Genomic DNA, 24367 nt, shown 5'->3' with positions numbered 1-24367 from the left:
GTGTTCTGATTTGCTGCAAGCGAGATAGACCAAGATGGCCGCTTTTCCCACCACCCGTATGCGCCGAATGCGCGCCAATGACTGGTCGCGCCGCCTGATGCGCGAGAACACATTGACGCCAAATGACCTGATCTGGACGCTTGTGGTCTCCGACACCGCCAATCCCACAGAGCCTGTCGCCTCCATGCCGGGCGTAGAGCGTTTGAGCGTCAAGGCCGCAGCCGACGCCGCCCGGCGGGCGCGCGATCTGGGCATACCCGCCATCGCTGTCTTCCCGCATCTCGACCCGTCGCTCAAAGACGAGAACGGACGCGAGGCGGACAATCCTGACGGTCTGGTGGCGCAAGCGATCAAGGCGATGAAAGATGCAGCGCCCGAAGTGGGGATCATTTGTGATGTGGCCCTCGACCCGTTCACCGATCATGGCCATGACGGGCTGATGGAGGACGGCGTCATTCTCAATGACGCCAGTGTCGAGCGGTTGTGCAGCCAGGCGCTGATGCAGGCCGCATCCGGCTGCGATGTGGTCGCGCCATCGGACATGATGGACGGGCGAATCGGCGCGATCCGCGAGGCGCTCGATTCTGAAGGCTTCCAGGACACGCTGATCATGTCCTACGCGGCGAAATACGCCTCGGCGTTCTACGGCCCCTATCGCGACGCCATCGGTAGCGCCAAGGCGCTGCAGGGCGACAAGAAGACCTATCAGATGGATCCCGCCAATTCAGACGAGGCGATCCGCGAGGTCGCGCTCGACATCGATGAAGGCGCAGACATGGTCATGGTCAAACCCGGCCTGCCCTATCTTGACATTGTCGCGCGCCTGAAAGCGACCTTTGAAATGCCCACTTATGCGTTTCAGGTGTCGGGTGAATACGCGATGATCCAGGCCGCTTCGCAAAATGGCTGGATCGACGGTGAGCGCGCCATGATGGAAAGCCTGCTGGCGTTCAAACGCGCCGGCGCAGACGGCATTCTGACTTATTTTGCACCCAAAGCGGCGGAACTGCTCAATGACTAAACGTCCCGAGACCCTCGCCGCTCAGGCGCTGCACCAGACAGACCGGGAAACCGGCGCGGTGATCCCGCCCATCCATCCCTCGACAACCTTCATGCGCGACGCGAAAAATGCGCTCGTCGGCGAGATGGATTATCGCCGCCCCAAAGGCCCGACCGAAATGCAGGCGGCGAGCGTGCTGGCGGCCTTGGAAGGCGCGGCGGACGCCCGGCTGTTCAGCTCGGGACTAGCCGCTATTGCGGCTATTCTGGATACGCTGGAGATTGGCGCGCATGTGGTCGCCCAGACCGAGATGTATTACGGCGCCAAGAAACTGCTGCATCATCTCGCCGCCAAAGGGCTAATCTCGCTCACCTTCTTTGAACCTCACGACAAGATGGGGCTCAAGCAGGCGGTGCAGGCTGGAAAGACCGAGCTTGTATGGATCGAAACCCCCGCCAATCCCAGCTGGGCGGTGGTGGATGTGGCCTATGCGGCCGAGATCGCCCACGCCGCCGGCGCGATCCTGGGCGTCGACGGCACGTGTTCGCCGCCCTGCACCACGCGCGCGCTCGATCTGGGCGCAGATCTCGTCATGCATTCGGCGACCAAATACCTCAATGGTCATTCAGACGTTCTGATGGGCGCGGTGGTCACCAAATCTCAGGATGAGCGGTGGGAAAAGCTCTGCACCGGTCATCATCTGACCGGCGCGGTTCCGAGCCCGTTTGATAGCTGGCTGATGATGCGCGGCCTGCGCACGCTCTTTGTCCGCTTTGAACGTCAAAGCGCGAACGCCCTGAAAGTTGCTGAAGCGATGAAAGCGCATGGGGAGGTCAGCCATGTGCTCTACCCGGGACTGGAAGACCATCCCGGCCATGCCATCGCAGCCCGCCAGATGACGAACGGGTTCGGCGGCCTGCTCTCTATCCGGCTCAAGGGCGGCGCGGAGGCTGCTCGCAAGCTGTGCGCGTCGACAGAGGTCTTCTTGCAAGCCACCTCAATCGGCGGGGTGGAAAGCCTGATCGAGCACCGTAAACCGATCGAAGGCCCCAGCAGCCCAACACCCGATAATCTGGTGCGACTATCGTGCGGGATCGAGGCGGCGGATGATCTGATCGAAGATCTGAAACAGGCTCTGGATCGGACTTAATCCACACGTCCGATCGGCGGAATCGACCATTTGAAAATGATCGCGCAGCCCCGCAGCACAAAGGCTGCGAGGGCGGCGCCGACCGCCGCAGAACCTGTGGGCACGCCGAATTCGAGCGCTCCCACATAAACTACAGCGCCGAACAGGGCCGCCAGTGCGTAGACGTCCGCCCGCAAGATCAGCGGTACGTCATTGAGGATGATATCGCGCACCAGGCCGCCGAAGGCGGCGCTCATCACGCCTGTGACCAAAGCAATCGACCAGTGCGCCCCCGCGATGAGGCCCGCCTGAGCGCCCAAGACGCAAAACACAGCCAAGCCGGCGCTATCCGCCCAGATAAGGGCGCGATAGCGTGCGCCCTCCTCGCCTCGGATCAGTTCAGAGCCGTAATACCCGACTACGCCGCCGACGAGCGCCAGAAGCAGATAATGGGGCGCGTCGATCCAGTAGACCGGCAAGCGGCCCAGCAAAACATCGCGCATAGTCCCGCCGCCCATGCCCGTCACCGCGCCTATCACGGCCGCGCCGAACGGATCAAGATGCTTGCGCGCCGACAGAATGCCGCCAGACAGGGCGAACACGAAAATGCCGATATAGTTGAGGATGATGAAGACGAGCGTGACGTTCACAACTGCACGACCTCTCCGCCCGTGGCGGCGAAATGGGCGGCCAGCGCCGAGAGCAACAAGATCATGGTGATCCATACCCCGGCGTTCACATAGACCGAGCGTTTGGCCGAGCGCCGTTCAAGCCAGGTCCGCGGGCGCACGCCCTTGAAATAATACACCATCAGGGCGCTCAGATTGACCGCGACCACATTTATCGACAGCAGGAGCGCCGCCCGCCCCGCCAGATCCCAGGACCCGCTGCCCGCCAGAAGCCCCGCTGCTGAGGCGGGCGGCAACAACGCGACCGCCACCATCACGCCCACAAGCGCCGCCGGCAAACCCGTGGCGATTGAGAGCGCCGCCGCGGCCCCGGCCGCCAAAGCCAGAGCAGCGGAATCAGGGCCCACCACGGTGCGGCTCATCAATTCATTGGAATACAAGTTCGGCTCATAAAACAGGCCGACCAAAAAGCTCAGAGCCAAACCAAGCGCGAGCCCGGTCACAGCGGTTCGCGCCGCTTTCAGCATCAGGGGCAAATCGCCCAGGGCAGACCCGAATGAGAACGCCAGGATCGGCCCCAGAAGGGGCGCGATCACCATGGCGCCGATCACGGCGGCGACATTGTCAGCGGACAGACCAAACACCACCACCACCGTTGAGAGCGCCGTCAGCATCAGGAAATCGGAATTGATCTCCGCGCCTTTGGCGATGTCCTGGAACATCTCTTCACGCAGGGCGAGCCGGCGCTTCTTACGGGTGGCTTCGTCGGGGTCTTCATCAATCCGCGGGACGCTGGCTTCAATGGGTATGACGACCAGACGCCAATTCTGTTCGCCTTCCATGATCGCCTGCACGGCGTCGATGGCCTTTTGTCCGTCGCCGTCGCGAAATGTCAGGCGCAACAGCCGTTTCCCCTTAGCATCCGGCTCGGTCAGGCGATGGTCCAACGGCTCCGTCTTCAGCGTCGCCTTGAGGATGGGCTGAACCTTGTCGCCATCGGGGAAAGTCACTTCAATCAGGCGCATCGCGCTCAGGTCCGTTCCGCGTTCTCAAGCCGGGCGATCAGGCTGGACGTGTCCCAGCGTCCGCCGCCCATGGCTTCGATCTCAGCATAGAACTGGTCGACCAAAGCTGCAGCGGGCAAGCGCGCGCCATTGGTGCGCGCTTCCTCAAGCGCTATGCGAAGATCCTTGCGCATCCAGTTGACTGCGAAGCCAAAGTCAAATTCGCCCTGAACCATGGTGCGCCAACGGTTCTCCATCTGCCAGCTTTGAGCCGCGCCTTTGGAGACGGCTGAAATCACCGTTTCGGGATCAAGCCCGGCGCTTTTGGCGAAGTGCAGCCCTTCCGCCAGCCCCTGCACCAGACCTGCGATGCAGATCTGGTTGACCATTTTGGTCAATTGTCCAGCGCCTGCGGGGCCCGCATGCACGATCGCCTTGGCGTACGCGTCCATGATCGGCTCAGCCTTCGCGAACACGCTGTCATCGCCGCCGCACATGATCGAAAGCTGACCGTTTTCCGCGCCGGCCTGCCCGCCTGACACCGGCGCGTCCAGAAAGCCGATCTCTGACTCATTCGCTATCTTATAAAGATCTCGCGCGAGCTCAGCGGAGGCCGTCGTGTGGTCCACCAGCACTGCGCCTGCTTTCATAGCGGGCAGCGCAATCTCGGCGACCGCACGCACATCAGGGTCATCGCCCAGGCACATCAACACGCAATCCGCATCTGTCACGGCCGCTTCTACACTGTCACAGGCCTGGCCTTGATACTGCCCGGCCCAATCGTGTGCCTTGGCGGCGGTCCGGTTCCAGACCCTGACCACATGACCGGCTTTCGACAAATGCCCAGCCATGGGAAAGCCCATAACGCCCAGCCCCAGAAACGCGACACTCGCCATATTATGCTCCCTCAAGGCCGCTTCCGGCCAATTGTTCGTCCAGACTGCGCGTCTTGTCCGCCATCACATCGCCAGTGTGTTTGGTGGCGACAGGCTCGACCAGCATGACCCAACACTCGTCTTGCGCCACCGGATTATGACGGACGCCCTTCGGCACGACGTGCATATCCCCTTCAGACAGGGTGACCGAGCCGCCTTCATACTGCATCTCTAGCCGGCCCTTCACGATGAAGAACAACTCATCTTCATCCGCATGATCATGCCAGACAAATTCACCCTTGAGCTTGGCGAGCTTGACGTATTGGTCATTGACGCGAGCGATCACCCGCGGCGACCAGAACTCTGAGATCTGGTCAAACTCGGCTTCAAGCCGTTTGACGTCCGCGATCATGCGCGACTCTCCTCAAATCTTTGAATAGCCTGAGCGCACAAAGACCAGTGCTTCTGCATCTCTGGGACGATCCACGTTCAAGACTTCACCGAGAATGATCTCGTGATCTCCACCTGCAAACACCTGATGCCTGCGACATTCAAACCGCGCGATGGCGTCCTCGACCAGTGGCGCGCCATTACTAGCGGGCGTCCAGCGTCCGCCGTTGGCCTCCAGATCGTCAGAGCGCGCGCACGCCGTCGATAGCTCCGCCTGGTCCGCCGCCAGGATGTTCACGGCGAAATCCCGTGCATTCAGGAAGCGGTCATAGCGATGACTGTCCTTGGCGAGAGACCACAAAATTAGGGGTGGATCGAGAGAGACGGACGAAAAGGAATTGATCGTCATTGCTCGCGCAGATCCGCCATCCATGACCGTGATCAGGGCCACGCCTGTGGGGAATCGTCCCAGGCAATCGCGAAATTCGCGCTCAAAAAGTGACAAAATTCGCTCCTGATTCGTTTTGACAACGCAGATTTAACCCTGTTGCTCCAGAGTGTCCGCCAGAAATGCCGAAGGTGGGTGGATATGAGCTCGGATCAACCGATCGTCATCAAGAAAGTCAAGAAGGGCGGCGGCCATGGGCACCATGGCGGCGCCTGGAAAGTCGCCTATGCCGATTTCGTGACGGCCATGATGGCGTTCTTCCTCATGATGTGGCTGATCAATAACACAGAACCTGAACAGCGACAGGGTATTGCGGACTATTTCGCACCCGCCAGCGTCAGCCGCACCACATCGGGCTCCGGCGGCGTTCTGGGCGGCACCAGCTTTGGCGATGACGGCGCACGCGGTTCCGGCTCGTCCTCTGTCGTCGAACGCCTCGCACCCCGTTCGGAACAGGATGTGTCTCGCGAACAGGAAGCTGATGAGGCCTCCGGCGCAGCCGGCGGTCAGCCGCAAGCCTCAACGGACGCGCTCGCCAGCGCCCTCGCTCGCCGGGAAGCGGCTGAATTCGCCAGCGCCGAGCAATCCTTGCGTCAGGCCCTGCAAGACATGCCCGAACTTGCCGAGCTGTCGCGCCATGTCCTGATTGAAGAAACGCCGGAGGGCCTACGCATCCAGCTGATCGACCAGGAAGGCCGTCCGATGTTTGAACCGGGCGCGATCGAGCCCAACAGCCGCGCCCGCGTCCTGCTGCGGACAATCTCTGAGATTGTTCTGCGTCTGCCGAACCGCATCACCCTGTCCGGGCATACCGACGCCAGCCCGGCGCCGGTGGGCGGCCCGTCGAACTGGGAGCTTTCGTCGGCCCGCGCCAACGCCGCGCTGAACATCATGGCGAACGCTGGCGTCCCCGATCATCGGATTGCGGAAGTCCGCGGCAAGGCTGGCGCTGAGCCGCTCTTCCCCGACGACCCATACCTGCCGGGCAATCGCCGCCTGTCGATCACCTTGCTGCGCGAAGCGCCGGCCATTCCGCCTGGCCATTCGCTTTAGCCCAATGCAGAGGCTCTTCTAAAAGAGTCTCTGCGTACAGCGCTTCACGCTCGCATCACGCTGCAAAGGCGTTAACCTGCTCACTTTGGCGCGAATCCGCGCGGGGCATGAGTGACGGGCATGGACGACCTCTCCGTATTATCGGACTGGCGAATGTGGGCGGTTCTGGCCGGTGTCGGCGGAGCCATCGTTTTTTATTGCTGGGAAAAGTTCGCTCTAGAGCTCGTCTCGGTGGTGATCCTGTGTACCGCGCTGGTCTTTTTTGAACTGTTCGGCGCTGATGACGCCCCTACAGCCGCCGCATTGCTGGCCGGTTTCGCCAACCCGGCTCTTTTAACGATCATGGCGCTTCTGGTCGTGGGTCAGGGCATTTTTCATACGGGCGCGCTGGATGGCCCGACCCGAACTTTGCTGTCTATGTTCGATGTGCGGCCCAAGCTGACCATCGTTACGCTGTTCGCGTTGGTGTTCGGGGTCTCCGCCTTCATCAACAATACGCCCGTCGTGGTGATGTTCATTCCCATTCTGGGCGCTGTGGCGGCGCGAATGGGCGGCTCGGCCTCGGTCTTCATGATGCCGCTCAGCTTTGTGTGCATCTTCGCCGGCATGACGACGCTGATCGGCTCGTCCACCAACCTTCTGGTGGCGGACAGCCTGCTGGCGAGCACGGGGGAGACTCTTGGCTTCTTCCAACCCGCTAGCATGGGCGTCATGCTCTCGGTCGTCGGCATGATCTATATCGCCTTCATCATGCCCAAGCTGCTGCCTGAGCGTGAAGAATCTGAAGACGACAAGGCGGGTTCGCCGGGCAAGCAATATATCGCCCAAATCGAAGTGACCGCAGGCCATCCGCTGGTCGGGGCCAAGCCCGTGGCCGGCATGTTCACTGAGCTGGGCGACATCACTGTGCGGATGGTTCAGCGCAATGAAGATGCGTTTTTGCCGCCTTTTGATTCCATCGAACTGAAACAGGGCGATCTGATCATCATCGCCGCCACCCGCAAGAAACTCACCGAACTTCTGTCCAGCCGCGCTGAATTCGTCGAAGGCGTTCTGCGCTCCGCCGGTCCGGCGGATCTGCCCACGCGCGGCGAACGCCTGGCGCTGACTGAGGCTGTGGTATCGCCCGGCTCGCGTCTGATTGGCCGCACCGTGCGCCAGATCGGGTTTCGTCACGCCGTCGGGGCGATTGTTCTGGGCGTGCAGCGGCGCTCGCGCATGATCCGCGCCAAGCTGGGGGAAATCCGTCTGGAAGCAGGCGACGTCTTGCTGCTCTTTGGAGGGGCGGACGCCATGCGGCGCTTGCGTGCGGATCGCGACGTTCTTTTGATGGATTGGGCGACCTCTGATCTGCCCGACATCCGCAAGGCCTCAATTGCACGCGCGATTCTGGGCGGTGTGGTGCTGGCCGCGTCCACGGGTCTTTTGCCCATTGTCGCGGCCTCCTTGATAGGCGCTGCGGCCATGATCGGCACAGGGTGTCTGAATGTGCGTCAGGCGGCGCGTGCGTTTGACCTCAAGCTCTATCTCCTCATCGGCTCAGCCTTCGCGCTTGGAACGGCGATGGAAGCCACGGGCGGCGCGACGGTGCTCGCCATGGGCGTGGTGCATGTGTTCTCGCCGCTGGGCACCACGGCGCTCGTCTCGGCCTTGTTCTTCCTGGTGATGGTGTTGACCAATGTATTGTCCAACAACGCCACCGCCATTCTGTTCACCCCCATCGCGGTGACGGCGGCCAATTCCGTCGGCGCAGATCCAACCTTGTTCGCCCTGACCGTGCTGTTCGCCGCCAATACCTGCTTTGCAACGCCAATCGGCTATCAGACCAATCTTCTGGTGATGGGCCCTGGAAAATACCGCTTTGCGGATTTCTTCCGAGCTGGCGCGCCCCTCGCTGTGTTGATCTGGCTTGCATACACAGTTTTGGTGGCGATCAGTTTCACCTTGGCCTAGCTCAGGTTAGGATGGCCGGACCTTAGCGTTTGAGAGGATGCTCGTGACTCGCCCGTTTGCGACCCGTCAATTGCCCTTCTTCCTGACGGCGCCCACCGCCTGCCCGTATTTGGAGGGCCGGATGGAGCGGAAGATTTTCACGCGTGTGGATGGCGAACAAACAGCGCATCTGAACAATATCCTGACCCATGCCGGCTTCAGACGCTCACAATCCATTCTGTACCGGCCGGCCTGCGAGATGTGCTCGGCGTGCAAATCCGCCCGCATCCCGGTGTCTGAATTCAAGCCCTCGCGCACGCAGCGCCGTGTGCTGAAACGTAATGCCGGGCTATTGCGCCTGCCCCGTCCCGCCGAGGCGATGCCTGAACAGTTTGCGCTGCTCAGCCGGTATCTCAACGCCCGTCACGGCGATGGCGATATGGCGGGTATGGATTTCTTCGACTTCGCGTCCATGATTGAAGACGGCGCTGAACACACAGAGCTGGTCGAATACCGGGACGCGCACGGTCAGCTGATCGCGTGTGTGCTGGTGGATCGGCTGATTGACGGCTTCTCACTGGTTTACAGCTTTTTTGCGCCCGACCGGGCCAAGGACAGCCTCGGCGCCTACATCATCCTCGATCACATCGAGCGCGCCCGCGCTGAGAACCTACCGTTCGTCTATCTGGGATACTGGGTGCAAGGCAGTCCGAAAATGGACTACAAGGCACATTACAAACCGCTTGAAGTGCTTGAACCTGAAGGCTGGCGGACCTTACGGCCGCCCTCACACGCACAAGAGCGATCAAAAGCTGACATCACGGACAAGAACTGAGCCATAATCAGTCTGTCCGGCCTGGGGAGAAATAGATGGATCGTCGTACATTTTTGTCCGGCGCCGCGGTGGTCGCCGCTGGCGCCGCATCGGCCTGTTCACAAGACACGGGCGCGGAGACGGCGACTGCCGCGCCGGCGGTGAACCGCAATCGCACGCGACGCCTGCGCATGGTCACCACCTGGCCCACCGGTTTTCCAGGTCTTGGTTCTGCAGCCGAGCGTACGGCGCAATTCATCACCGAGATGACCGGCGGCGCGCTGGAAGTCGAGGTTTACGGCGCAGGTGAAATCGTCGGCGCGTTTGAAGTCTTTGACGCGGTCTCCAACGGCGTCGCCGACATGTATCATGGCGCTGAGTATTATTGGCAGGGCCGCTCGCCCGCTTTCAACTTCTTCTGCGCGGTGCCCCTGGGAATGACCGCCCATGAAATCATGGCGTGGGTGGAATATGGCGGCGGTCAGGCGCTGTGGGAGGAGCTTTCGGGGCAGTTCGGCCTGATCGCCTTCCAGGCCGGCAATTCAGGCCACCAGATGGGCGGCTGGTTCAAGCGCGAGGTGAACACGCTGGAAGATTTCCGCGGCCTGCGCATGCGCATTCCGGGCCTTGGCGGCTCGGTGCTGCGTGAGCTGGGCGGCGCCGCGGTGGCGCTGTCAGGCGGGGAAATCTATCAATCGCTTCAATCCGGCGCGATCGACGCAACGGAATGGGTCGGACCCTGGAATGATCTCGCCTTCGGATTTTACCGCGAAGCGCCGTATTATTACGGTCCCGGCTTTCATGAGCCGGGCTCGTCTCTGGCGGTCGGCCTTAATCGCGGCGTCTGGGATTCCCTGCCCGCCGATCAGCAGGCCGTCGTGCGCGCCGCAGCCCGCGCCGCCAATAACCAGTCGCTCGCTGAATTCACCTACCAGAACGGCCTCGCCCTGCGCACGCTGACCGGCGAGCACGGCGTGCAGCTGCGCGAATTCTCCGACGAGATCTGGCGAGAAGTGGGACGCATATCAGAAGCCGTGGTCTCCGACACCGCCAATGCGGATCCTTTGAGCCGCCGGGTCTATGAAAGCTATCGCGATGCGCGGCGTCTGGGTCGGGACTGGGCCAATGTGTCTGAAGCGCCCTATTACCAGAAACGTGAAATGGTGCTTGGCCGATAGACCATGAAACTTGCGGATCGCCTTCTGCTCGCCGTGATCGCCGTCACGGCTGTGATGCTTATTGCCGACGCCCTGACAGGGGGCGAGATCGGCGCTGTTTTGGGCGGCCATATCAGCGCGGTCGCTGCACTCACAGGGCGCATTCTGGGCTTTGTCGGCTGGGCGATCAGCCCCTTCCTGTTGATCGCCCTGGCGTGCGCACTCTATGGACGGTTCAAGGGTCTGCCTGCGCCGGTGTCCAAGCTGTTGCGACGGCTGATCGCGGTCTTTGACACGATCTCCGTGACGGTCGGCGACATGGTGCGATGGGCGGCGTTGGCGCTTGTGCTGGTGACCGGGCTGATCGTGGTGCAGCGCTACGTGTTCGGCGTCTCGCTCACCAAGCTGCAAGAGAGCGTGATCTATCTGCACGCCATCCTGTTCCTGCTGTCGAGCGCCGCGACGCTTTATAATGGCGGTCATGTGCGGGTGGATATCGTCTATTCCAAGCTTTCTGAACAAGGCAAAGCCTGGACAGACCTTCTGGGGGTCTATCTCGCCCTCATCCCCATGTGCTGGCTGATCCTTATCACTGCAGAGAGCTATGTGGGCGGCGCCTGGCGCATCCTCGAGCGATCCCGCGAAAGCGACGGCTTGCCGCTGGTCTTCTTGCTGAAAACCGCCATTCCCGTCTTCGCCATTATGATGATCGGCCAAGGGTTCGCCCTGGCTTCACGCGCCGCGCTGACGCTATCAGGCGAAACGCCGCCCCTTGCGGGTCATGATAATGCAGAACATGAGCTTTAGAGACTAAATTATGGATTTAATTGTTAGTCTCCTGCCTTTCGCCATGTTTGCGGCGGCCTTTGTCGCCTTGCTGCGCGGCTTTCCAGTGGCGTTCACCCTGGCGGGTGTCGGGCTCGCTTTCGCCCTGATCGGTCTGGCGCTGGGTCTGTTTGACCCCTTCCATCTGCGCGCTTTCCCGCAGCGGATCTACGGCAACATCATGGAGATGGACAAAGCCATCCTGGTAGCCGTGCCGCTCTTTGTCTTCATGGGCGTGATGCTGGAAAAATCGCGCATCGCCGAGCAATTGCTCGACGCCATGGGTTCGCTGTTCGGCACGCTCCGCGGCGGGCTGGGCATCTCGGTCGTCATTGTGGGGGCGCTGCTTGCGGCCTCCACCGGCATTGTCGGCGCGACCGTGGTGACCATGGGACTCATGTCCCTGCCCACCATGCTCAAGCGCGGCTATTCGCCCTCACTCGCCGCAGGCTCCATCGCCGCGGCCGGCACGCTGGGCCAGATCATCCCGCCCTCGATCGTTCTGGTGTTGCTGGGCGATCAGCTGTCGTCCGCCTATGCCGAGGCGCAACGGGCGCAAGGCATATTCTCTCCGGACATTGTGTCGGTTGGTGATCTCTTCGCCGGCGCGCTCATCCCGGGCCTGCTGCTGGTCGCGGTGTATATCCTCTATCAGGTCGGCGTCGCCATCCTGCGCCCAAGCGCGTCCCCGGCGATCCCATCTGAAGAAACCCATGCGGACTGGGGCAAATTGCTCGGGGCCCTGATCCCGCCGCTGATCCTGATCATCGCTGTTCTGGGCTCGATCCTGGGCGGGCTCGCCACGCCCACGGAAGCGGCCGGCGTTGGCGCGCTGGGCGCGATCTTGCTCGCTGGCTATCGCAATAGCGGCGGCCAGACCAATCCCGCCTTTGGCCAGGCCGTGATCGTTATCGGCTCTGTTGCGCTACTCTTGTTATTGCTGTCGCCGCTTGTGTACGACCTGCGCGCGGGCGGTACGGCGCTACAGATGGCGCTGGCCTATGGGCTCTCGGCGCTCTCGGGTCTGGGGGTCGTGTCCGCTTGCATCCGTCTATTCCGGACCGAGGTTCTGGATCAGGTCATGCGCTCGACAGCGCAGATTTCTTCCATGGTCTTCGTCATCCTCATTGGCGCCAGCCTGTTCGCCCTGGTCTTCCGCGAGCTGGGCGGCGATCACACGGTCCGCGCTGCGCTCGAGGCCGCCCCCGGCGGCGCGACCGGCGCGCTGATCGTGGTGATGGTGGTGATGTTTCTTCTGGGCTTCTTCCTGGATTTCATCGAGATCACGTTTGTGGTCGTGCCCATCGTGGCGCCTGTCCTGTTCATGATGGGGGTCGACCCGGTCTGGCTGGGTGTGATGATGGCGCTGAACCTTCAGACTAGCTTCCTGACGCCGCCGTTTGGCTTCGCGCTGTTCTATCTGCGCGGCGTGGCGCCGCCCACACTGAGCTCGGGCGCGATCTATCGGGGCGCTGCGCCTTTCGTCATAATTCAGCTTCTGATGATCGCTATGGTCGCGTTAATGCCATGGCTGGCGACCGCGCTTCCAGGATTGCTGTATGACTGATCAGACCGAGACCGACACATCCTCCAAGGGCAGCAACATCTCCGCCCTGATGTCTGATCGCGAAGCCCTGCAGCGTCTGTTTATCGTGGTGCTGGCGCTCGGCATTTCGGTCATCTTCATCTGGATGATCCGCGGCTTTCTCAGCCCGCTCTTCATGGCGGCTGTGTTCGCCATGTTCCTGCATCCTGTCCACCGCTTCATGAGACGTGTTCTGTTCGGCTCCAGCTCCGCCGCCGCCGGGGTGGTGCTGCTTTTGGCTGTGGTGGTCGTGCTGATCCCGCTGGCCGCCATCCTGGTGATTGTCGCCGATCAGGCCGTACAGGTGACCGGCGCGGTCGCACCCTGGCTGCAAGAGCAGATCGCCGCGATCCGCGAAGGCGGTCTTGAAGCGCTGCCCGCCTGGCTGCCCTTCCGCGAAAGCCTGGCCCCCTATCAGCAAGACATCACCAGTCAGGCCGCGCAATTCGCGTCGAACGCCGGCGGTTGGTTGGTGGACGCCTTGCGCCGGGCGACCTCGGGCACATTCGGCGCCTTTCTCAATCTGGTGGTGATGCTGTTCGCCTTGTTCTTCTTCCTGACCCAAGGCCCTCGGCTCGCCAGTCAGGGCCTGAATCTGATGCCCATGCCGTCTGAAGACCGCGACCTGCTGGTCGAGCGCGCCATGTCCACCATCCGCGCCACGGTGAAAGGCACATTCGTCATCGCCATCATTCAAGGCGTTCTGACGGGCGGCGCGCTGGCGCTGGCTGAGGTTCCCGGCGCTTTGTTCCTGGCGACGCTCACCGCCGTCCTGTCGGTCATTCCCGGTATCGGCCCGCCGCTTGTGTGGGGGCCGGCCGGGCTCTGGCTGATCGCTAGCGGCCGGTATGTCGAAGGCGGCTTGTTGATCGCCTGGGGCGCACTGGTGGTGGGGTTGATCGACAATCTCCTGCGACCGCGTCTTGTGGGGCAAGACGCCAAGCTGCCCGATCTGATGATCCTGATCTCGACTCTGGGCGGTTTGACGCTGTTTGGCGCGGTGGGTCTGATCGTAGGGCCGATGATCGCGGCGCTGTTCGCCTCGGTCTGGTATCTCTACGCCCAGTCCTATGCGCCGCTTTTGAACGAAGACCACCCCGAAGACGGCGTCGTACCGGGCAAGGACTAGACGGACGGGATTGAGGTTTCGCGCTGGCGACGACGCCCGCCCGCATAGGTCTCAAGCACCTCGATGCGTTTCTCGATCGGCGGATGGGTGGCGAACAGGCCGGCGAAGCTGACCTTGGATTTGTTCTCGATAAACATCTGTCGCACCTCTTCGGGCGCGGACTTGATCTCGCTGCGGCCTGAGATTTTCTCCAGCGCCGAGATCATGGCGTCAGGGTTTTTCGTCAGCTCCACAGCCCCGGCGTCCGCCATGTATTCGCGCGAGCGTGACAGGGCGAAGCGGATCACGATGGCCAGCCCATAGGCGACCGCCACGATCAGCGCCGCCACCAGCAAGATCACACCGGCATTGCCTGACCGTCCGCGACGCCCACCACCGGCGCGCGCCAATGAGCCATGAAACAGACCCCGCGCGGCGATCTCGACGGTGAAGGAGATGATCCCCACAAAGATCACCGCGATCACCAAAAGCCGCACATCACGGTTGATCACATGGCTCAGCTCATGAGCCAGGACCGCCTCTAGCTCGTCCGTGTTCAGCGTGGTCATCAGGCCTCGCGTGACCGTGATGACGGCTTTCTTTTCGCTCAGCCCCGACGCATAGGCGTTCAGCGCATCGGTCTCGATGATACGCAGAGACGGCATGGGCATGCCGCGTGAAATCGTCAGGTTTTCAAGAAGGTTATAAAGTTCGGGCTCATCGGTGCGGCTGACTTTACGCGCGCCGGTCGCCGCATCAATCATCGCCTGATGGCCCAGCCAGGCGATGACGAACCAGATCGCGACGCCGATCATCACGAACGGAAAGGCGCTGAGCGTCCAGTCGAACGCCGCGAGCATCACGCCCTCACCCGCCCCGCCCTTGACGGTTGGCGCGCTCGGCTCGGCCAGGATCAGCGCGGCGGCGAAGACCAGCGCCAGCACCAGAACCGGAAACCCGGCCAGCAGCGCGATGGATTTGAGATTATTGTTCCAGATATGGGTGCGCAGGCCGGCGGCGGCGATCATGATGCGCCCTCCTCCAGCCTGCGCATGGCCCTAGAACTTCACGGACGGGCCAGCATTGACCGCGGCGCGTTCATTGGCGGCGACTTCAAAGAAATCCGCCTCGTTAAAGCCAAAGGAGTTCGCCAGAACCACGGCGGGGAATTGCTCGCGCGCGGTGTTGTATTCGCTGACCGCATTGTTGAAGAAGCGGCGGGCGGCGGCGATCTTGTTCTCAAGATCGGCCAGCTCGTTCTGCAGCGACAGGAAGTTCTCGTTCGCCTTCAGATCGGGATAGCTTTCAGACAGGGCGAACAGCTGACGCAGCGCGCCGGACAGCACATTTTCAGCGGCGGCCAGATCCTTGACCGAGCTGGCGTCCACGGCTTGCTGGCGGGCCTTCACGACGCTTTCCAGCGTCTCTTTCTCATGGCTGGCGTAGCCTTTGACGGTCTCAACCAGGTTCGGCACCAGATCATGGCGCTGCTTGAGCTGGACGTCGATATCGCCCCAGGCCTGGCGCGTGGTCTGACGCAGCGCCACCAGACGGTTGTAGATCGTCATGACGAACAGGCCGATCAGAACGATCAGACCGAGGAAAACGATCGAAAATTCCATGAAACGCTCCTTAAAGGCGCTGAGGGGAAACCGGCTAAAGCCTTACTCCGATTGCGGGTGAAGGCCAAGTGACAGCGCGGTGAAGGGCTTAAGCCTCTTCGTTTGTGGTTACCGTCCGCCAAAGCTCTTATTGGCGAAGCCGCGCGGGGCGAGTTTGCCGGCGCTGGCGCGCTTGCCTTCATAATAGCGCCAATCCTCAACCAGATGACGACGGCCAGCCGGATCGACGCGCACCAGGCCCTCTTCTGAGTTGAAGATGCTGATATCGGCTACATCGCCGGACTTGCCGCCCAGCAGGCGCACGCCCTTGCCGCGCACCATTTCGGGGATTTCGTCGGCGTTAAAGACCAGAAGCTTCTTGTTCTCGCCCAGCACCGCGATCCGGTCGCCCGCAATCGGCAGGGCCATCATGGCCTTGTGACCGTCGATCACATTGAGGACCTGACGCCCGGCGCGCTTGATCGCCGGCAGGTCTTTTTCCGCCACCACGAAGCCATGCCCTGAGGTCGAGGCGAGCAGCAGCTTGCGGTCCGCCTTGTATTTGAACAGGGCGATCGGCTCGGCGCTTTCATCCATGTCGATCAGCAAGCGCACCGGCTCGCCAAAGCCGCGCCCGCCGGGCAGCTTGGACGCGTCGAGCGTATAGACGCGGCCATCGGTGGTCAGCATCAGGATCTTGTCGGTGGTCTCGGCTTTCAGCGAGAACAGCGTCTCATCGCCATCCTTGTGCTTGATTCCGGTCACATCGTCGGTATGGCCCTTCAGCGCCCGGATCCAGCCCATACGCGAGAGGACAATCGTGATCGGCTCGCGCGGGATCAGCGCCTCTTCCACCATGTCGGCGAAGTCTGCGTCCGGCGCGTCGGCGAAGGTCGTGCGGCGCTTGCCCAGCGGCGTGTTCGGGCCAAAGCGCTTCTTGACGTCAGCGACTTCGCTGTCGACCTTTTTCCATTGCAGCTCTTCATCGCCGATCAGGGCCGTCAGCGCGTCGCGCTCGCCTTCAAGCCGGGTCTGCTCGTCGCGGATCTCCATCTCCTCAAGCTTGCGCAAGCTGCGCAGACGCATGTTCAGGATGGCTTCGGCCTGACGATCGGTCAGCGAGAAGGTGGTGATCAGCTGGTCTTTGGGATGGTCCTCGAACCGGATGATGCGGATCACTTCATCGAGATTGAGATAGGCGACCATGAAGCCCGACAGGACTTCCAGCCGGTCCTCCACCTGCTCCAACCGGCGGGTGGCGCGGCGCACCACCACTTCACGGCGATGGTTGAGCCAGATCTGCAGCGCTTCTTTCAGCCCCACCACGCGCGGCGCGCCGGTCGGGTCGAGCACGTTGAGATTCAGCGCAAACCGGATTTCGAGATCGGTCAGCTTGAAGACGGATTCCATCAACAGGGCCGGATCAATCGTGCGCGATTTCGGCTCCAGGATCAGGCGCACATCTTCCGCACTTTCATCCATCACATCGGCCAGCAATGGCAGTTTCTTCTGGTCGAGCAGCGAAGCGATGCGCTCGATCAGCTTGGCCTTCTGGACGAGATACGGGATTTCGGTGACCACGATCTGCCATTGACCGCGGCTCAGCTCCTCAACCTCCCAGCGGGCGCGCAGGCGGAAACCGCCCCGGCCCGTCTCATAGGCGTCGAGAATGTTCTCGCGCGTCTCCACGCACACCCCGCCCGTGGGGAAGTCTGGTCCTTGCACATAGTTGAGCAAGGTTTCAGTGGCCGCGCCGGGCGTCTTGATCAGATGGCGCGCGGCGTCGCACAGCTCTGCGGCGTTATGGGGCGGGATATTGGTCGCCATGCCAACCGCAATACCCGCCGAGCCATTGGCCAGAAGGTTTGGAAAGGCGGCGGGCAGAACCAGTGGTTCGCGGTCTTCGCCGTCATAGGTCTCGCGAAAATCGACCGTGCCGTCGTCGTAATCCTGCAAGATCAGCTGGGCGGCTTCGGTCAGGCGCGCTTCGGTATATCGCATGGCCGCGGCGCCGTCGCCGTCCACATTGCCGAAATTGCCCTGGCCTTCGACCAGCGGATAGCGCGAGGAGAAATCCTGCGCTAGACGCACCAGCGCTTCATAGACGGCCTGATCGCCATGCGGGTGAAAACGGCCGATCACATCGCCGACCACACGGGCGCATTTTTTGAAGGCGGTGTCCGGCGCCAGTTTCAGAAGGCGCATGGCGTACAGCAAGCGCCGGTGAACCGGCTTCAGGCCGTCGCGCGCATCAGGCAGCGCCCGCTGGGTGATGGTGGACAGGGCATAGGCGAGATAGCGCGAGGAGAGCGCGTCATTAAAGCTCTCATCAAAGATACGGCCGCCATCGCCCGGAAATTGCTCGCCCATCCAAATGCCCTCAGGTCACCTTAGTGATTCGATTGGGAGCCAGTATGGAGCGGATCGCCCTGTCAGGGCAGGCCATGACGCAGGCTTTTCAACAGTTGAGCCGCGACGGGTTACAGACGCCCTTCGGTCTCAAGCCGTTCGATCATACGGGTACGCGCGTCCGGCAGCATGCGGTCGGTGGGCCAGAGCACGCGGCGCTCGATGAAATGGGCGGTGAGCTTTAATCCCGCGCCCACATCGCCTTCGGTGATCGCGCCGCCGCCCTTCATGAAGTCCGGCAGCACCAGCATGCGGTCCTTATAGGGCGCGCCCGCTTTTGCGCTGACAGCGCGGCCTGACTTGGGGCTCACATAGACCAGATCCGTCTCAACGCCCGTCGCCGCACAGCGGCGCAAGTCCAGCCCGTATCCAAGGTCAGAGAGCAGCCCCGCCTCCCACCGCACATAGAGCGCGGGCCAGACGCCGGGGTCTTCCAAAGCGGCGATCAGAACTTCAAACGCGTTCGCGACCGCCGGATGCTCTTCGCGTTCGGGCAGACACAGGGACGCCATGGCGCAGGCGGCGTTGAGCCCCGACAGAGCCAAGGGATCATCCATGACCACGCCGGCGGACAGGTCTTCACCCTCGACCTGAAACCCGCCCAGATGGCTTTCAAGCCGGGCACGCCAGACGGCCCGCACGCGGTTTCCAGGCTGAAGGATGGGGCGCATGGCGCGAGAGCGCCCGCCCCGCACCAGACCCGCATGCCGCCCATGCTCCGCCGTCAGAACCTCGATCACCGCGCTCGTCTCCCCATGAGGGCGAACGGCGACAATCCGGCCTGAGGCGGTCCACTCCATCAGGCGTCGAAATCGAGCCCGAGCGCGTTGAAACGGGCGCGCTCATCACCCCAGTTCGGACGAATTTTGACGAACAGGAACAGGTGCACCTTACGGCCCAGCTGTTCTTCCAGATCGGTGCGCGCGGCGGTGGACACCCATTTGATGGTCTGCCCGCCCTTGCCCAATATCATCGGCTTGTGAGCTTCACGCTCGACATAAACCGTCTGCTCGATCCGAACCGAGCCGTCACGCTGATCCTTCCAGCCTTCCGTCTCCACCGTCAGCGCGTAAGGCAGCTCGTCATGAACGCGCAGATAGAGCTTCTCGCGGGTCACCTCGGCGGCGAGCATGCGTTCAGACAGATCCGCGATCTGGTCTTCAGGATAGAGATACGGGCTTTCCGGCATCAGGGTGACCAGGAAGTCCGCCAGATCCTTGATCCGGTCGCCATTGCTGGCGCTGATCATGAAGACATCGCTGTAAACACCCGTTTCAAATAGCTTTTGAGACAAGGATAGCAATTCATCACGCTTGATCAGATCAATCTTGTTGAGCACCAGAACGGCTTTCAGATCATGCGCCTTCAAGCCGTCGATCACGCGCTCCACATCTTCCACCGTGCGGCGCGCCTTGCTCAGCTGGGCGGCGGCGTCCACCACATGCACGATAGCGTCCGCGTCATCGGCGCCTTCCCAGGCGCTGGCGACCATGGCGCGATCCAGCCTGCGTCGCGGTGCGAACACGCCAGGCGTGTCCACCAGCACCAGCTGGGCTGCGCCATGCATCATCACGCCGCGCACCTGAAAGCGCGTGGTCTGGACCTTGGGGGTGACGATGGAGACCTTGCGGCCCACCAAAGCGTTCACCAGCGTTGATTTGCCCGCGTTCGGCGCGCCGATAATGGCGACAAAGCCTGCACGCGTGGCGTTCTGATCAGCCATCTACGGCCTCCCGTTTGAGCATTTCCGAGGCCGCAGCGCGCTGGGCGTCCTGTTTGGACCCGCCCTCGCCGCGCGCCGGCGCGACACCGTCGAGCCGGACTTCAATTTCAAACATAGGCCGGTGGTCCGGCCCTTTGCGCGCCACAGTCTCGTAGACCGGAACACCATAGCCTTTTTGCGCCGCCCATTCCTGAAGTTGGGATTTGGCGTCCTTGGGGCGGCGGGTCAGCTTATCAAACTCGTCCGCCCAGAAGGTGGTGAAGAACGCACGCGCGGCCTCCAGACCGCCATCCAGATAGAGCGCGCCGATCACCGCTTCGCAGGCATCCGCGATGATGGATTCTTTCTCGCGTCCGCCCAGGCGTTCCTCGGCCGCGGACAGACGCAGCCCCTCACCCAGATCACAGCGGCGAGCGGCGCGGGCGCAAGCGGATTTGTTCACCACTGCATTCAAACGCTGGGCCAGCCCGCCTTCTTCAAGATGGGGGAATGTCTCATAGAGCTTCTGGCTCGCCATCAGGCCCAGAACCCGATCGCCGAGAAACTCAAGGCGTTCATTCGAGGACGCTCGCGAGCGGCCATCGCCGTGCGACGCATGGGTCAGCGCGCGCTCGAGAAGCTCCCGGTCCTTGAACCGGTAGTCGATGCGCGCTTCAAAATCTTTGATCCGATCACTCATGATACGGGGGTTCATTCTCTCAAGTGTCTCTTGGGTCAACCGCTTCAATCACCACAAAAGCCTGCGCATAGGGCGGCTCATCGCTCATGGTGAGATGAATGCACGCGCTCTGCCCGTCAGAACACAGGGCGTCGAGCTGGCTTTTCGCTGCGCCGTAAAGGTCGATGCTCGGTTTGCCGCCTTTCAGGTTCATCACCTCGATATCTGTGAAGCTCACCCCGCGCCACAAGCCGCCGCCCAGAGCTTTCGCACACGCCTCTTTTGCGGCAAACCGTTTTGCATACGTGTTTATTCGCCCGGGCCTGGCTTCCGCCCGGGCCTGTTCAGCGGGGGTAAAGATCCGATCCAGAAACCGCTGCTCAAACCGGGTGATCGCGCGCTCTATACGGCGAATATCGGTCAGGTCTGATCCAATCCCCAGGATCACCGGGCGCGCTCCGCCTGCGCTTCATCCATCAGGGCGCGCATACGTTTCACGGCCTGATCGAGACCTGTAAAAATCGCCTCGCCGATCAGGAAATGACCGATATTGAGCTCGGCGATCTCCGGAATGGCGGCGATCGGCTTCACATTGTCAAAGGTCAGGCCGTGGCCGGCATGGGGCTCGAGCCCGCGTTTGCGCGCCTCGACGGCGGCCAGACGAATACGCTCCAGCTCAGAGGACGCCGCGTCCGCACCGCCTTCCAGCCACAACTCTGCAAAACGCCCAGTATGCAGCTCAATCACCGGTGCGCCGAGCACTTCCGCCACAGCGATCTGCACGGGGTCGGGCTCGATAAACAGAGAAACCCGGCACCCCGCATCCGCCAGTCGCCGCACCATGGGCGCGATCTGGTTATGCAGGCCCGCCACGTCGAGCCCGCCCTCGGTGGTGCGCTCCTCGCGCTTTTCCGGGACAATGCAGGCGGCGTGCGGCTTGAAGGCCACCGCGATCTCGGTCATTTCCTCGGTCGCGGCCATCTCAAGATTGATCGGCAGGTCAGACGCTTCACGCACTTTTTGCAGATCCGCGTCCTGGATATGGCGACGGTCTTCGCGCAAATGGATCGTCAACCCGTCCGCCCCGGCCGCATGCGCCATAGCCGCCGCCCGCGCAGGGTCGGGATGAACGCCGCCACGGGCGTTCCGAATGGTCGCCACATGGTCGATATTCAGTCCCAGGCGCTGGCGCGGCTCCGTCATCAGGCGAGCCCCCGGCTGCCCGGCTTGATCGCCGGAATGCGTTCCAGCTCTTCAGGCAGAGCATCCGCAGGATAGGCGGGGAAGTTCACCGTCGCGAGCGCCACCAGCGGCACGCCCACATCGGCTTTGCCGCCGGACCGGTCCACCAGACACCCCTCAGCCACGACTTTGGCGCCGGATTTCTCAATCGCGGTGATGCATTCGCGCGAGGACAGGCCCGTGGTGACGATGTCTTCAATCACCAGAACCCGGTCGGCGGCGGTCAGCTCAAACCCGCGGCGCAGAGCGAATTCGCCATTCTCGCGCTCTACGAACATGAAGGGCAGTTCCATGTGACGGCTGGTTTCATAACCGGGAATGATTCCGCCCATGGCCGGCGAGACAATGGCGGTGAACGGGCCGTGACCGGCCGCTTTCAACGCGTCCGCCAGCGCTTTGCACAGGCGCTCGGTGCGCGCCGCATCGCGAAACACCAGAGCCTTTTGCAAAAAGACCGGGCTGCGCAGCCCGGACGAGAGAATGAAATGACCTTCAAGAAGCGCACCCGCCTCTTTGAACTCCGCCAGCACGTCCTCGGTGGTCATGCGGTCTCCTTTAACGCAGGGTCTTCAGTGAAGCGCGCGCGCTCCGCCGACACCACCCGGTCACTGGTTTTCAGCGCCGAGACAATATTGGACAGATGGCGCGCGTCGAACACTTCCACATCGAACGCCATCTCGAAAAAGTCACGCGTGCGCGACAGGGTTTTTACATCTGTGATGTTGCCGCGCGCATCGCCGACCACGCCGGCGATCTCGGCCAGCACGCCCGGCTCGTTGCGCACGGTGGCGTGTATGCGTCCAACGGAGACGCCGCGCGTATCCGCTTCCGGCGTCCATTTCAGATCAATCCAGTTCGCCAGGCTGGCGTCGTCTTCAAACTCAGCCAGACGTTCGCAATCAATCACATGAACCACGACCCCGCGCCCCGGCTGCATCACGCCGACGATCCGGTCGCCAGGCATGGGCGAACAGCATTCGGCGAAATGCAGCGAGACGCCCGGCGTCAGCCCGCGACCGTGAACAAAGAGCGAGCCCTTGCCATCTTCAATCCGCTCGCGATCAGACAGTGTGTCGCCGCGATATTCGCGTTGCCCGGGAAAGACCGCGTCCAGCATTTCAGATGAGCTGACCGTGCCCCGCCCCAGAGCGATCATCAGGGCTTCGACACTGTCGAGCTCAAGCCGTTTGAGCGCATCGCCAAGCGCGTTGTCTCGGAACTCCTTGCCCTCGCGCGCGAAAGCATGTTCCGCGATCACCCGGCCGATCCGAGCGAACTCTTCGCTTTCAGATTCGCGGATCAGCTTGCGGATCGCGGCCCGGGCGCGGCCCGTGCTGACCATGTCCTCCCACCCTGCGGGGGGATGGCGCTCGCCGCCTTTGACGATCTCGATCACATCGCCATTGCCCAGACGCGTCCGCAAGGGCCGCTCGCGTCCATTAATGCGCGCGCCGATAGCGGAATAGCCAAGCTCGGTATGAACGGCGAACGCAAAGTCCAAGGGCGTCGCGCCATTGGGCAAAGCGATCAGGCGACCCTTGGGGGTGAAGCAATACACCTGGTCTGAGAACATCTCGAGCTTGGCGTGCTCGAGAAACTCGTCCGGATCGCCGCCTTGCTCAAGGATTTCCACGAAGGGACGCAGACGATCCAGCGGGTCTCCCCCCGCCTCGCGCGCCGCCTTGGGATCATAGGCATAGCCGTCGTCGGTTTTGTAGCGCCAGTGCGCCGCGACGCCGGTATCGGCCACGAGCTCCATCTCTTCGGTGCGGATCTGCAATTCAATGCGGACATTTCCCGGACCGATGATGGTGGTGTGAAGCGAGCGATAATTATTGGGCTTGGGCGTTGAAATATAATCGTGAAACCGCTCGGGCACGCAGCGCCAGGTGCGATGGACGACGCCCAGGGCGGCGTAACAAGCCTCAGCATCCTCCGTCAGGATCCTGAAGGCGTAAATGTCAGCGATATCGTCAAACGAAACGCCTTTTTTCTCCAGCTTGCGCCAGATCGAGTAAGGCCGCTTTTCACGCCCGAAGACGCGGCAGTCGATGCCCGCCTCTGTCAGTCGTTCCGAGAGTGTTGAAGAGACGATCGAGACGGCGTCCGCGCGAGTTTCGCGCAACTCGGTCAGACGCCGGGTGACGGATTCATACGCCGCCTGATTGACGTTCTGGAAGGAGAGGTTTTCAAGCTCGACGCAAACCCGGTTGACCCCAATCCGCCGTGCCAGAGGCGCATAGATTTCAAGCGTTTCGCGCGCAATCCGCTCTCGCTTTTCAGGCTTGGGCACATAATGCAGCGTACGCATATTGTGCAGCCGGTCACACAGCTTCACCAACAGGACGCGCACGTCGCGAGTGATGGCGACGACCAGTTTTTGCAGGTTTTCCGCCTGCTTGGTGCGCTTGGAGCCCAGCTCCATCTGCCCCAGCTTGGTCACCCCGTCCACCAATTGCGCCACGTCCGCGCCGAACAAGCGCTCGATATCGGCAAGCGTCGCCGGCGTGTCCTCAACCGTGTCATGCAACAGGCCGGTACAGATGGTGGAGACATCCAGACGCAGCTCGGCGAGCAACATGGCGACGGCGACGACGTGGGAATAATAAGGGTGACCCGACTGACGCGACTGCCCTTCATGGCTGTCGCGCGCAAAGTCATAGGCGCGTCGGATCAGATCCGCGTCAGCTTGCGGATAATAGGCCTGAACGCGCGCGATCAGATCGTCGGCGCTCGGGATCGCGTCGGCGGAAGCGAGCGCAGACGGAGACGCCAGCGCACTCAT

Annotated in this window: 24 protein-coding genes; 9 read left to right on the top strand and 15 right to left on the bottom strand. The window is 62.1% G+C overall.

Going from position 1 to position 24367, the window contains the following annotated elements; genetic code table 11:
- Window positions 1–34 precede the first annotated feature (34 nt).
- On the top strand, window positions 35–1021 hold the full coding sequence (gene hemB, locus ACQ66J_RS13980; protein WP_430432110.1) for a porphobilinogen synthase: 987 nt from the start codon (window positions 35–37) through the stop codon (window positions 1019–1021).
- Entirely contained in the window at window positions 1014–2150 is a 1137-nt protein-coding gene (locus tag ACQ66J_RS13975) for a trans-sulfuration enzyme family protein (RefSeq protein ID WP_430432109.1), read from the top strand. Before hemB ends, ACQ66J_RS13975 begins: the two co-directional genes overlap by 8 nt.
- On the opposite strand, the gene ACQ66J_RS13970 is transcribed toward ACQ66J_RS13975, so the two are convergent.
- From ACQ66J_RS13970 to ACQ66J_RS13950, 5 genes are read right to left on the bottom strand one after another with little or no spacing between them, the layout of a single operon-like run.
- Window positions 2147–2779 (bottom strand): trimeric intracellular cation channel family protein, encoded by a 633-nt coding sequence (locus ACQ66J_RS13970; RefSeq protein ID WP_430432108.1) that lies wholly within the window; start codon window positions 2777–2779, stop codon window positions 2147–2149. The two genes, ACQ66J_RS13975 and ACQ66J_RS13970, sit on opposite strands and share 4 nt — an antisense overlap.
- Window positions 2776–3783 carry a TIGR00341 family protein gene (locus ACQ66J_RS13965; RefSeq protein ID WP_430432107.1) on the bottom strand — a complete coding sequence of 336 codons (1008 nt, stop codon included), beginning with the start codon at window positions 3781–3783 and terminating at the stop codon, window positions 2776–2778. The genes ACQ66J_RS13970 and ACQ66J_RS13965 overlap by 4 nt, the downstream gene beginning before the upstream one ends.
- Window positions 3784–3788: 5 nt before the next feature.
- Window positions 3789–4658, bottom strand: a complete 870-nt coding sequence (locus ACQ66J_RS13960) for an NAD(P)-dependent oxidoreductase (protein WP_430432106.1) — start codon at window positions 4656–4658, stop codon at window positions 3789–3791.
- 1 nt (window position 4659) lies between these two features.
- A complete protein-coding gene (locus ACQ66J_RS13955; RefSeq protein ID WP_375549133.1) occupies window positions 4660–5049 on the bottom strand; it encodes a cupin domain-containing protein in 390 nt (129 codons plus the stop codon).
- 12 nt (window positions 5050–5061) lie between these two features.
- Window positions 5062–5532, bottom strand: coding sequence for a flavin reductase family protein (locus tag ACQ66J_RS13950; protein WP_430432105.1), 471 nt, complete (start codon window positions 5530–5532; stop codon window positions 5062–5064).
- A gap of 84 nt (window positions 5533–5616) precedes the next feature.
- Between ACQ66J_RS13950 and ACQ66J_RS13945 the strand changes: the two genes are divergently transcribed.
- The 7 genes from ACQ66J_RS13945 to ACQ66J_RS13915 all read left to right on the top strand — a co-directional run bounded on the left by ACQ66J_RS13945 (window position 5617) and on the right by ACQ66J_RS13915 (window position 13970).
- Entirely contained in the window at window positions 5617–6528 is a 912-nt protein-coding gene (locus ACQ66J_RS13945; RefSeq protein WP_375549135.1) for a flagellar motor protein MotB, read from the top strand.
- A gap of 120 nt (window positions 6529–6648) precedes the next feature.
- Window positions 6649–8481: an SLC13 family permease gene (locus tag ACQ66J_RS13940; RefSeq protein WP_375549136.1), complete on the top strand. Its 1833-nt coding sequence runs from the start codon at window positions 6649–6651 to the stop codon at window positions 8479–8481.
- Between the two features lie 37 nt (window positions 8482–8518).
- A complete protein-coding gene (locus ACQ66J_RS13935) occupies window positions 8519–9295 on the top strand; it encodes an arginyltransferase (protein ID WP_430432104.1) in 777 nt (258 codons plus the stop codon).
- A gap of 35 nt (window positions 9296–9330) precedes the next feature.
- On the top strand, window positions 9331–10452 hold the full coding sequence (locus tag ACQ66J_RS13930; protein ID WP_430432103.1) for a TRAP transporter substrate-binding protein: 1122 nt from the start codon (window positions 9331–9333) through the stop codon (window positions 10450–10452).
- A 3-nt stretch (window positions 10453–10455) separates the two neighbouring features.
- The gene (locus tag ACQ66J_RS13925) at window positions 10456–11238 is read left to right on the top strand and encodes a TRAP transporter small permease subunit (RefSeq protein ID WP_430432102.1); all 783 of its coding nucleotides are present in this window, start codon (window positions 10456–10458) and stop codon (window positions 11236–11238) included.
- A 10-nt stretch (window positions 11239–11248) separates the two neighbouring features.
- On the top strand, window positions 11249–12823 hold the full coding sequence (locus tag ACQ66J_RS13920; protein WP_430432101.1) for a TRAP transporter large permease: 1575 nt from the start codon (window positions 11249–11251) through the stop codon (window positions 12821–12823).
- Window positions 12816–13970, top strand: coding sequence for an AI-2E family transporter (locus ACQ66J_RS13915; protein WP_430432100.1), 1155 nt, complete (start codon window positions 12816–12818; stop codon window positions 13968–13970). The genes ACQ66J_RS13920 and ACQ66J_RS13915 overlap by 8 nt, the downstream gene beginning before the upstream one ends.
- On the opposite strand, the gene ACQ66J_RS13910 is transcribed toward ACQ66J_RS13915, so the two are convergent.
- The 10 genes from ACQ66J_RS13910 to ACQ66J_RS13865 form a co-directional block, all read right to left on the bottom strand.
- Window positions 13967–14977 (bottom strand): M48 family metallopeptidase, encoded by a 1011-nt coding sequence (locus ACQ66J_RS13910; protein ID WP_430432099.1) that lies wholly within the window; start codon window positions 14975–14977, stop codon window positions 13967–13969. The two genes, ACQ66J_RS13915 and ACQ66J_RS13910, sit on opposite strands and share 4 nt — an antisense overlap.
- A 30-nt stretch (window positions 14978–15007) precedes the next feature.
- The gene (locus ACQ66J_RS13905; protein WP_430432098.1) at window positions 15008–15571 is read right to left on the bottom strand and encodes a LemA family protein; all 564 of its coding nucleotides are present in this window, start codon (window positions 15569–15571) and stop codon (window positions 15008–15010) included.
- Between the two features lie 108 nt (window positions 15572–15679).
- On the bottom strand, window positions 15680–17920 hold the full coding sequence (gene parC, locus ACQ66J_RS13900) for a DNA topoisomerase IV subunit A (RefSeq protein ID WP_430432097.1): 2241 nt from the start codon (window positions 17918–17920) through the stop codon (window positions 15680–15682).
- Between the two features lie 110 nt (window positions 17921–18030).
- Window positions 18031–18759, bottom strand: coding sequence for a DNA repair protein RecO (gene recO / locus ACQ66J_RS13895; protein ID WP_430432096.1), 729 nt, complete (start codon window positions 18757–18759; stop codon window positions 18031–18033).
- On the bottom strand, window positions 18759–19682 hold the full coding sequence (era, locus tag ACQ66J_RS13890; RefSeq protein ID WP_160091761.1) for a GTPase Era: 924 nt from the start codon (window positions 19680–19682) through the stop codon (window positions 18759–18761). Before era ends, recO begins: the two co-directional genes overlap by 1 nt.
- Window positions 19675–20361 carry a ribonuclease III gene (rnc, locus tag ACQ66J_RS13885; protein WP_430432095.1) on the bottom strand — a complete coding sequence of 229 codons (687 nt, stop codon included), beginning with the start codon at window positions 20359–20361 and terminating at the stop codon, window positions 19675–19677. Before rnc ends, era begins: the two co-directional genes overlap by 8 nt.
- Before the next feature lie 19 nt (window positions 20362–20380).
- Complete coding sequence (acpS, locus tag ACQ66J_RS13880) at window positions 20381–20788, bottom strand: holo-ACP synthase (RefSeq protein ID WP_430432094.1); 408 nt, start codon at window positions 20786–20788, stop codon at window positions 20381–20383.
- Entirely contained in the window at window positions 20785–21543 is a 759-nt protein-coding gene (locus ACQ66J_RS13875) for a pyridoxine 5'-phosphate synthase (protein ID WP_430432093.1), read from the bottom strand. Before ACQ66J_RS13875 ends, acpS begins: the two co-directional genes overlap by 4 nt.
- Window positions 21543–22127 carry an orotate phosphoribosyltransferase gene (gene pyrE / locus ACQ66J_RS13870; RefSeq protein ID WP_375549148.1) on the bottom strand — a complete coding sequence of 195 codons (585 nt, stop codon included), beginning with the start codon at window positions 22125–22127 and terminating at the stop codon, window positions 21543–21545. The genes ACQ66J_RS13875 and pyrE overlap by 1 nt, the downstream gene beginning before the upstream one ends.
- Window positions 22124–24367: a RelA/SpoT family protein gene (locus tag ACQ66J_RS13865; RefSeq protein WP_430432092.1), complete on the bottom strand. Its 2244-nt coding sequence runs from the start codon at window positions 24365–24367 to the stop codon at window positions 22124–22126. Before ACQ66J_RS13865 ends, pyrE begins: the two co-directional genes overlap by 4 nt.

Origin of the sequence: Oceanicaulis sp. (genome assembly GCF_965284345.1) — a bacterium.
Lineage (GTDB): Bacteria > Pseudomonadota > Alphaproteobacteria > Caulobacterales > Maricaulaceae > Oceanicaulis > Oceanicaulis alexandrii_A.
Note: the sequence above shows the minus strand (reverse complement) of the source record. Positions and strands in the feature narration are given on the sequence as shown.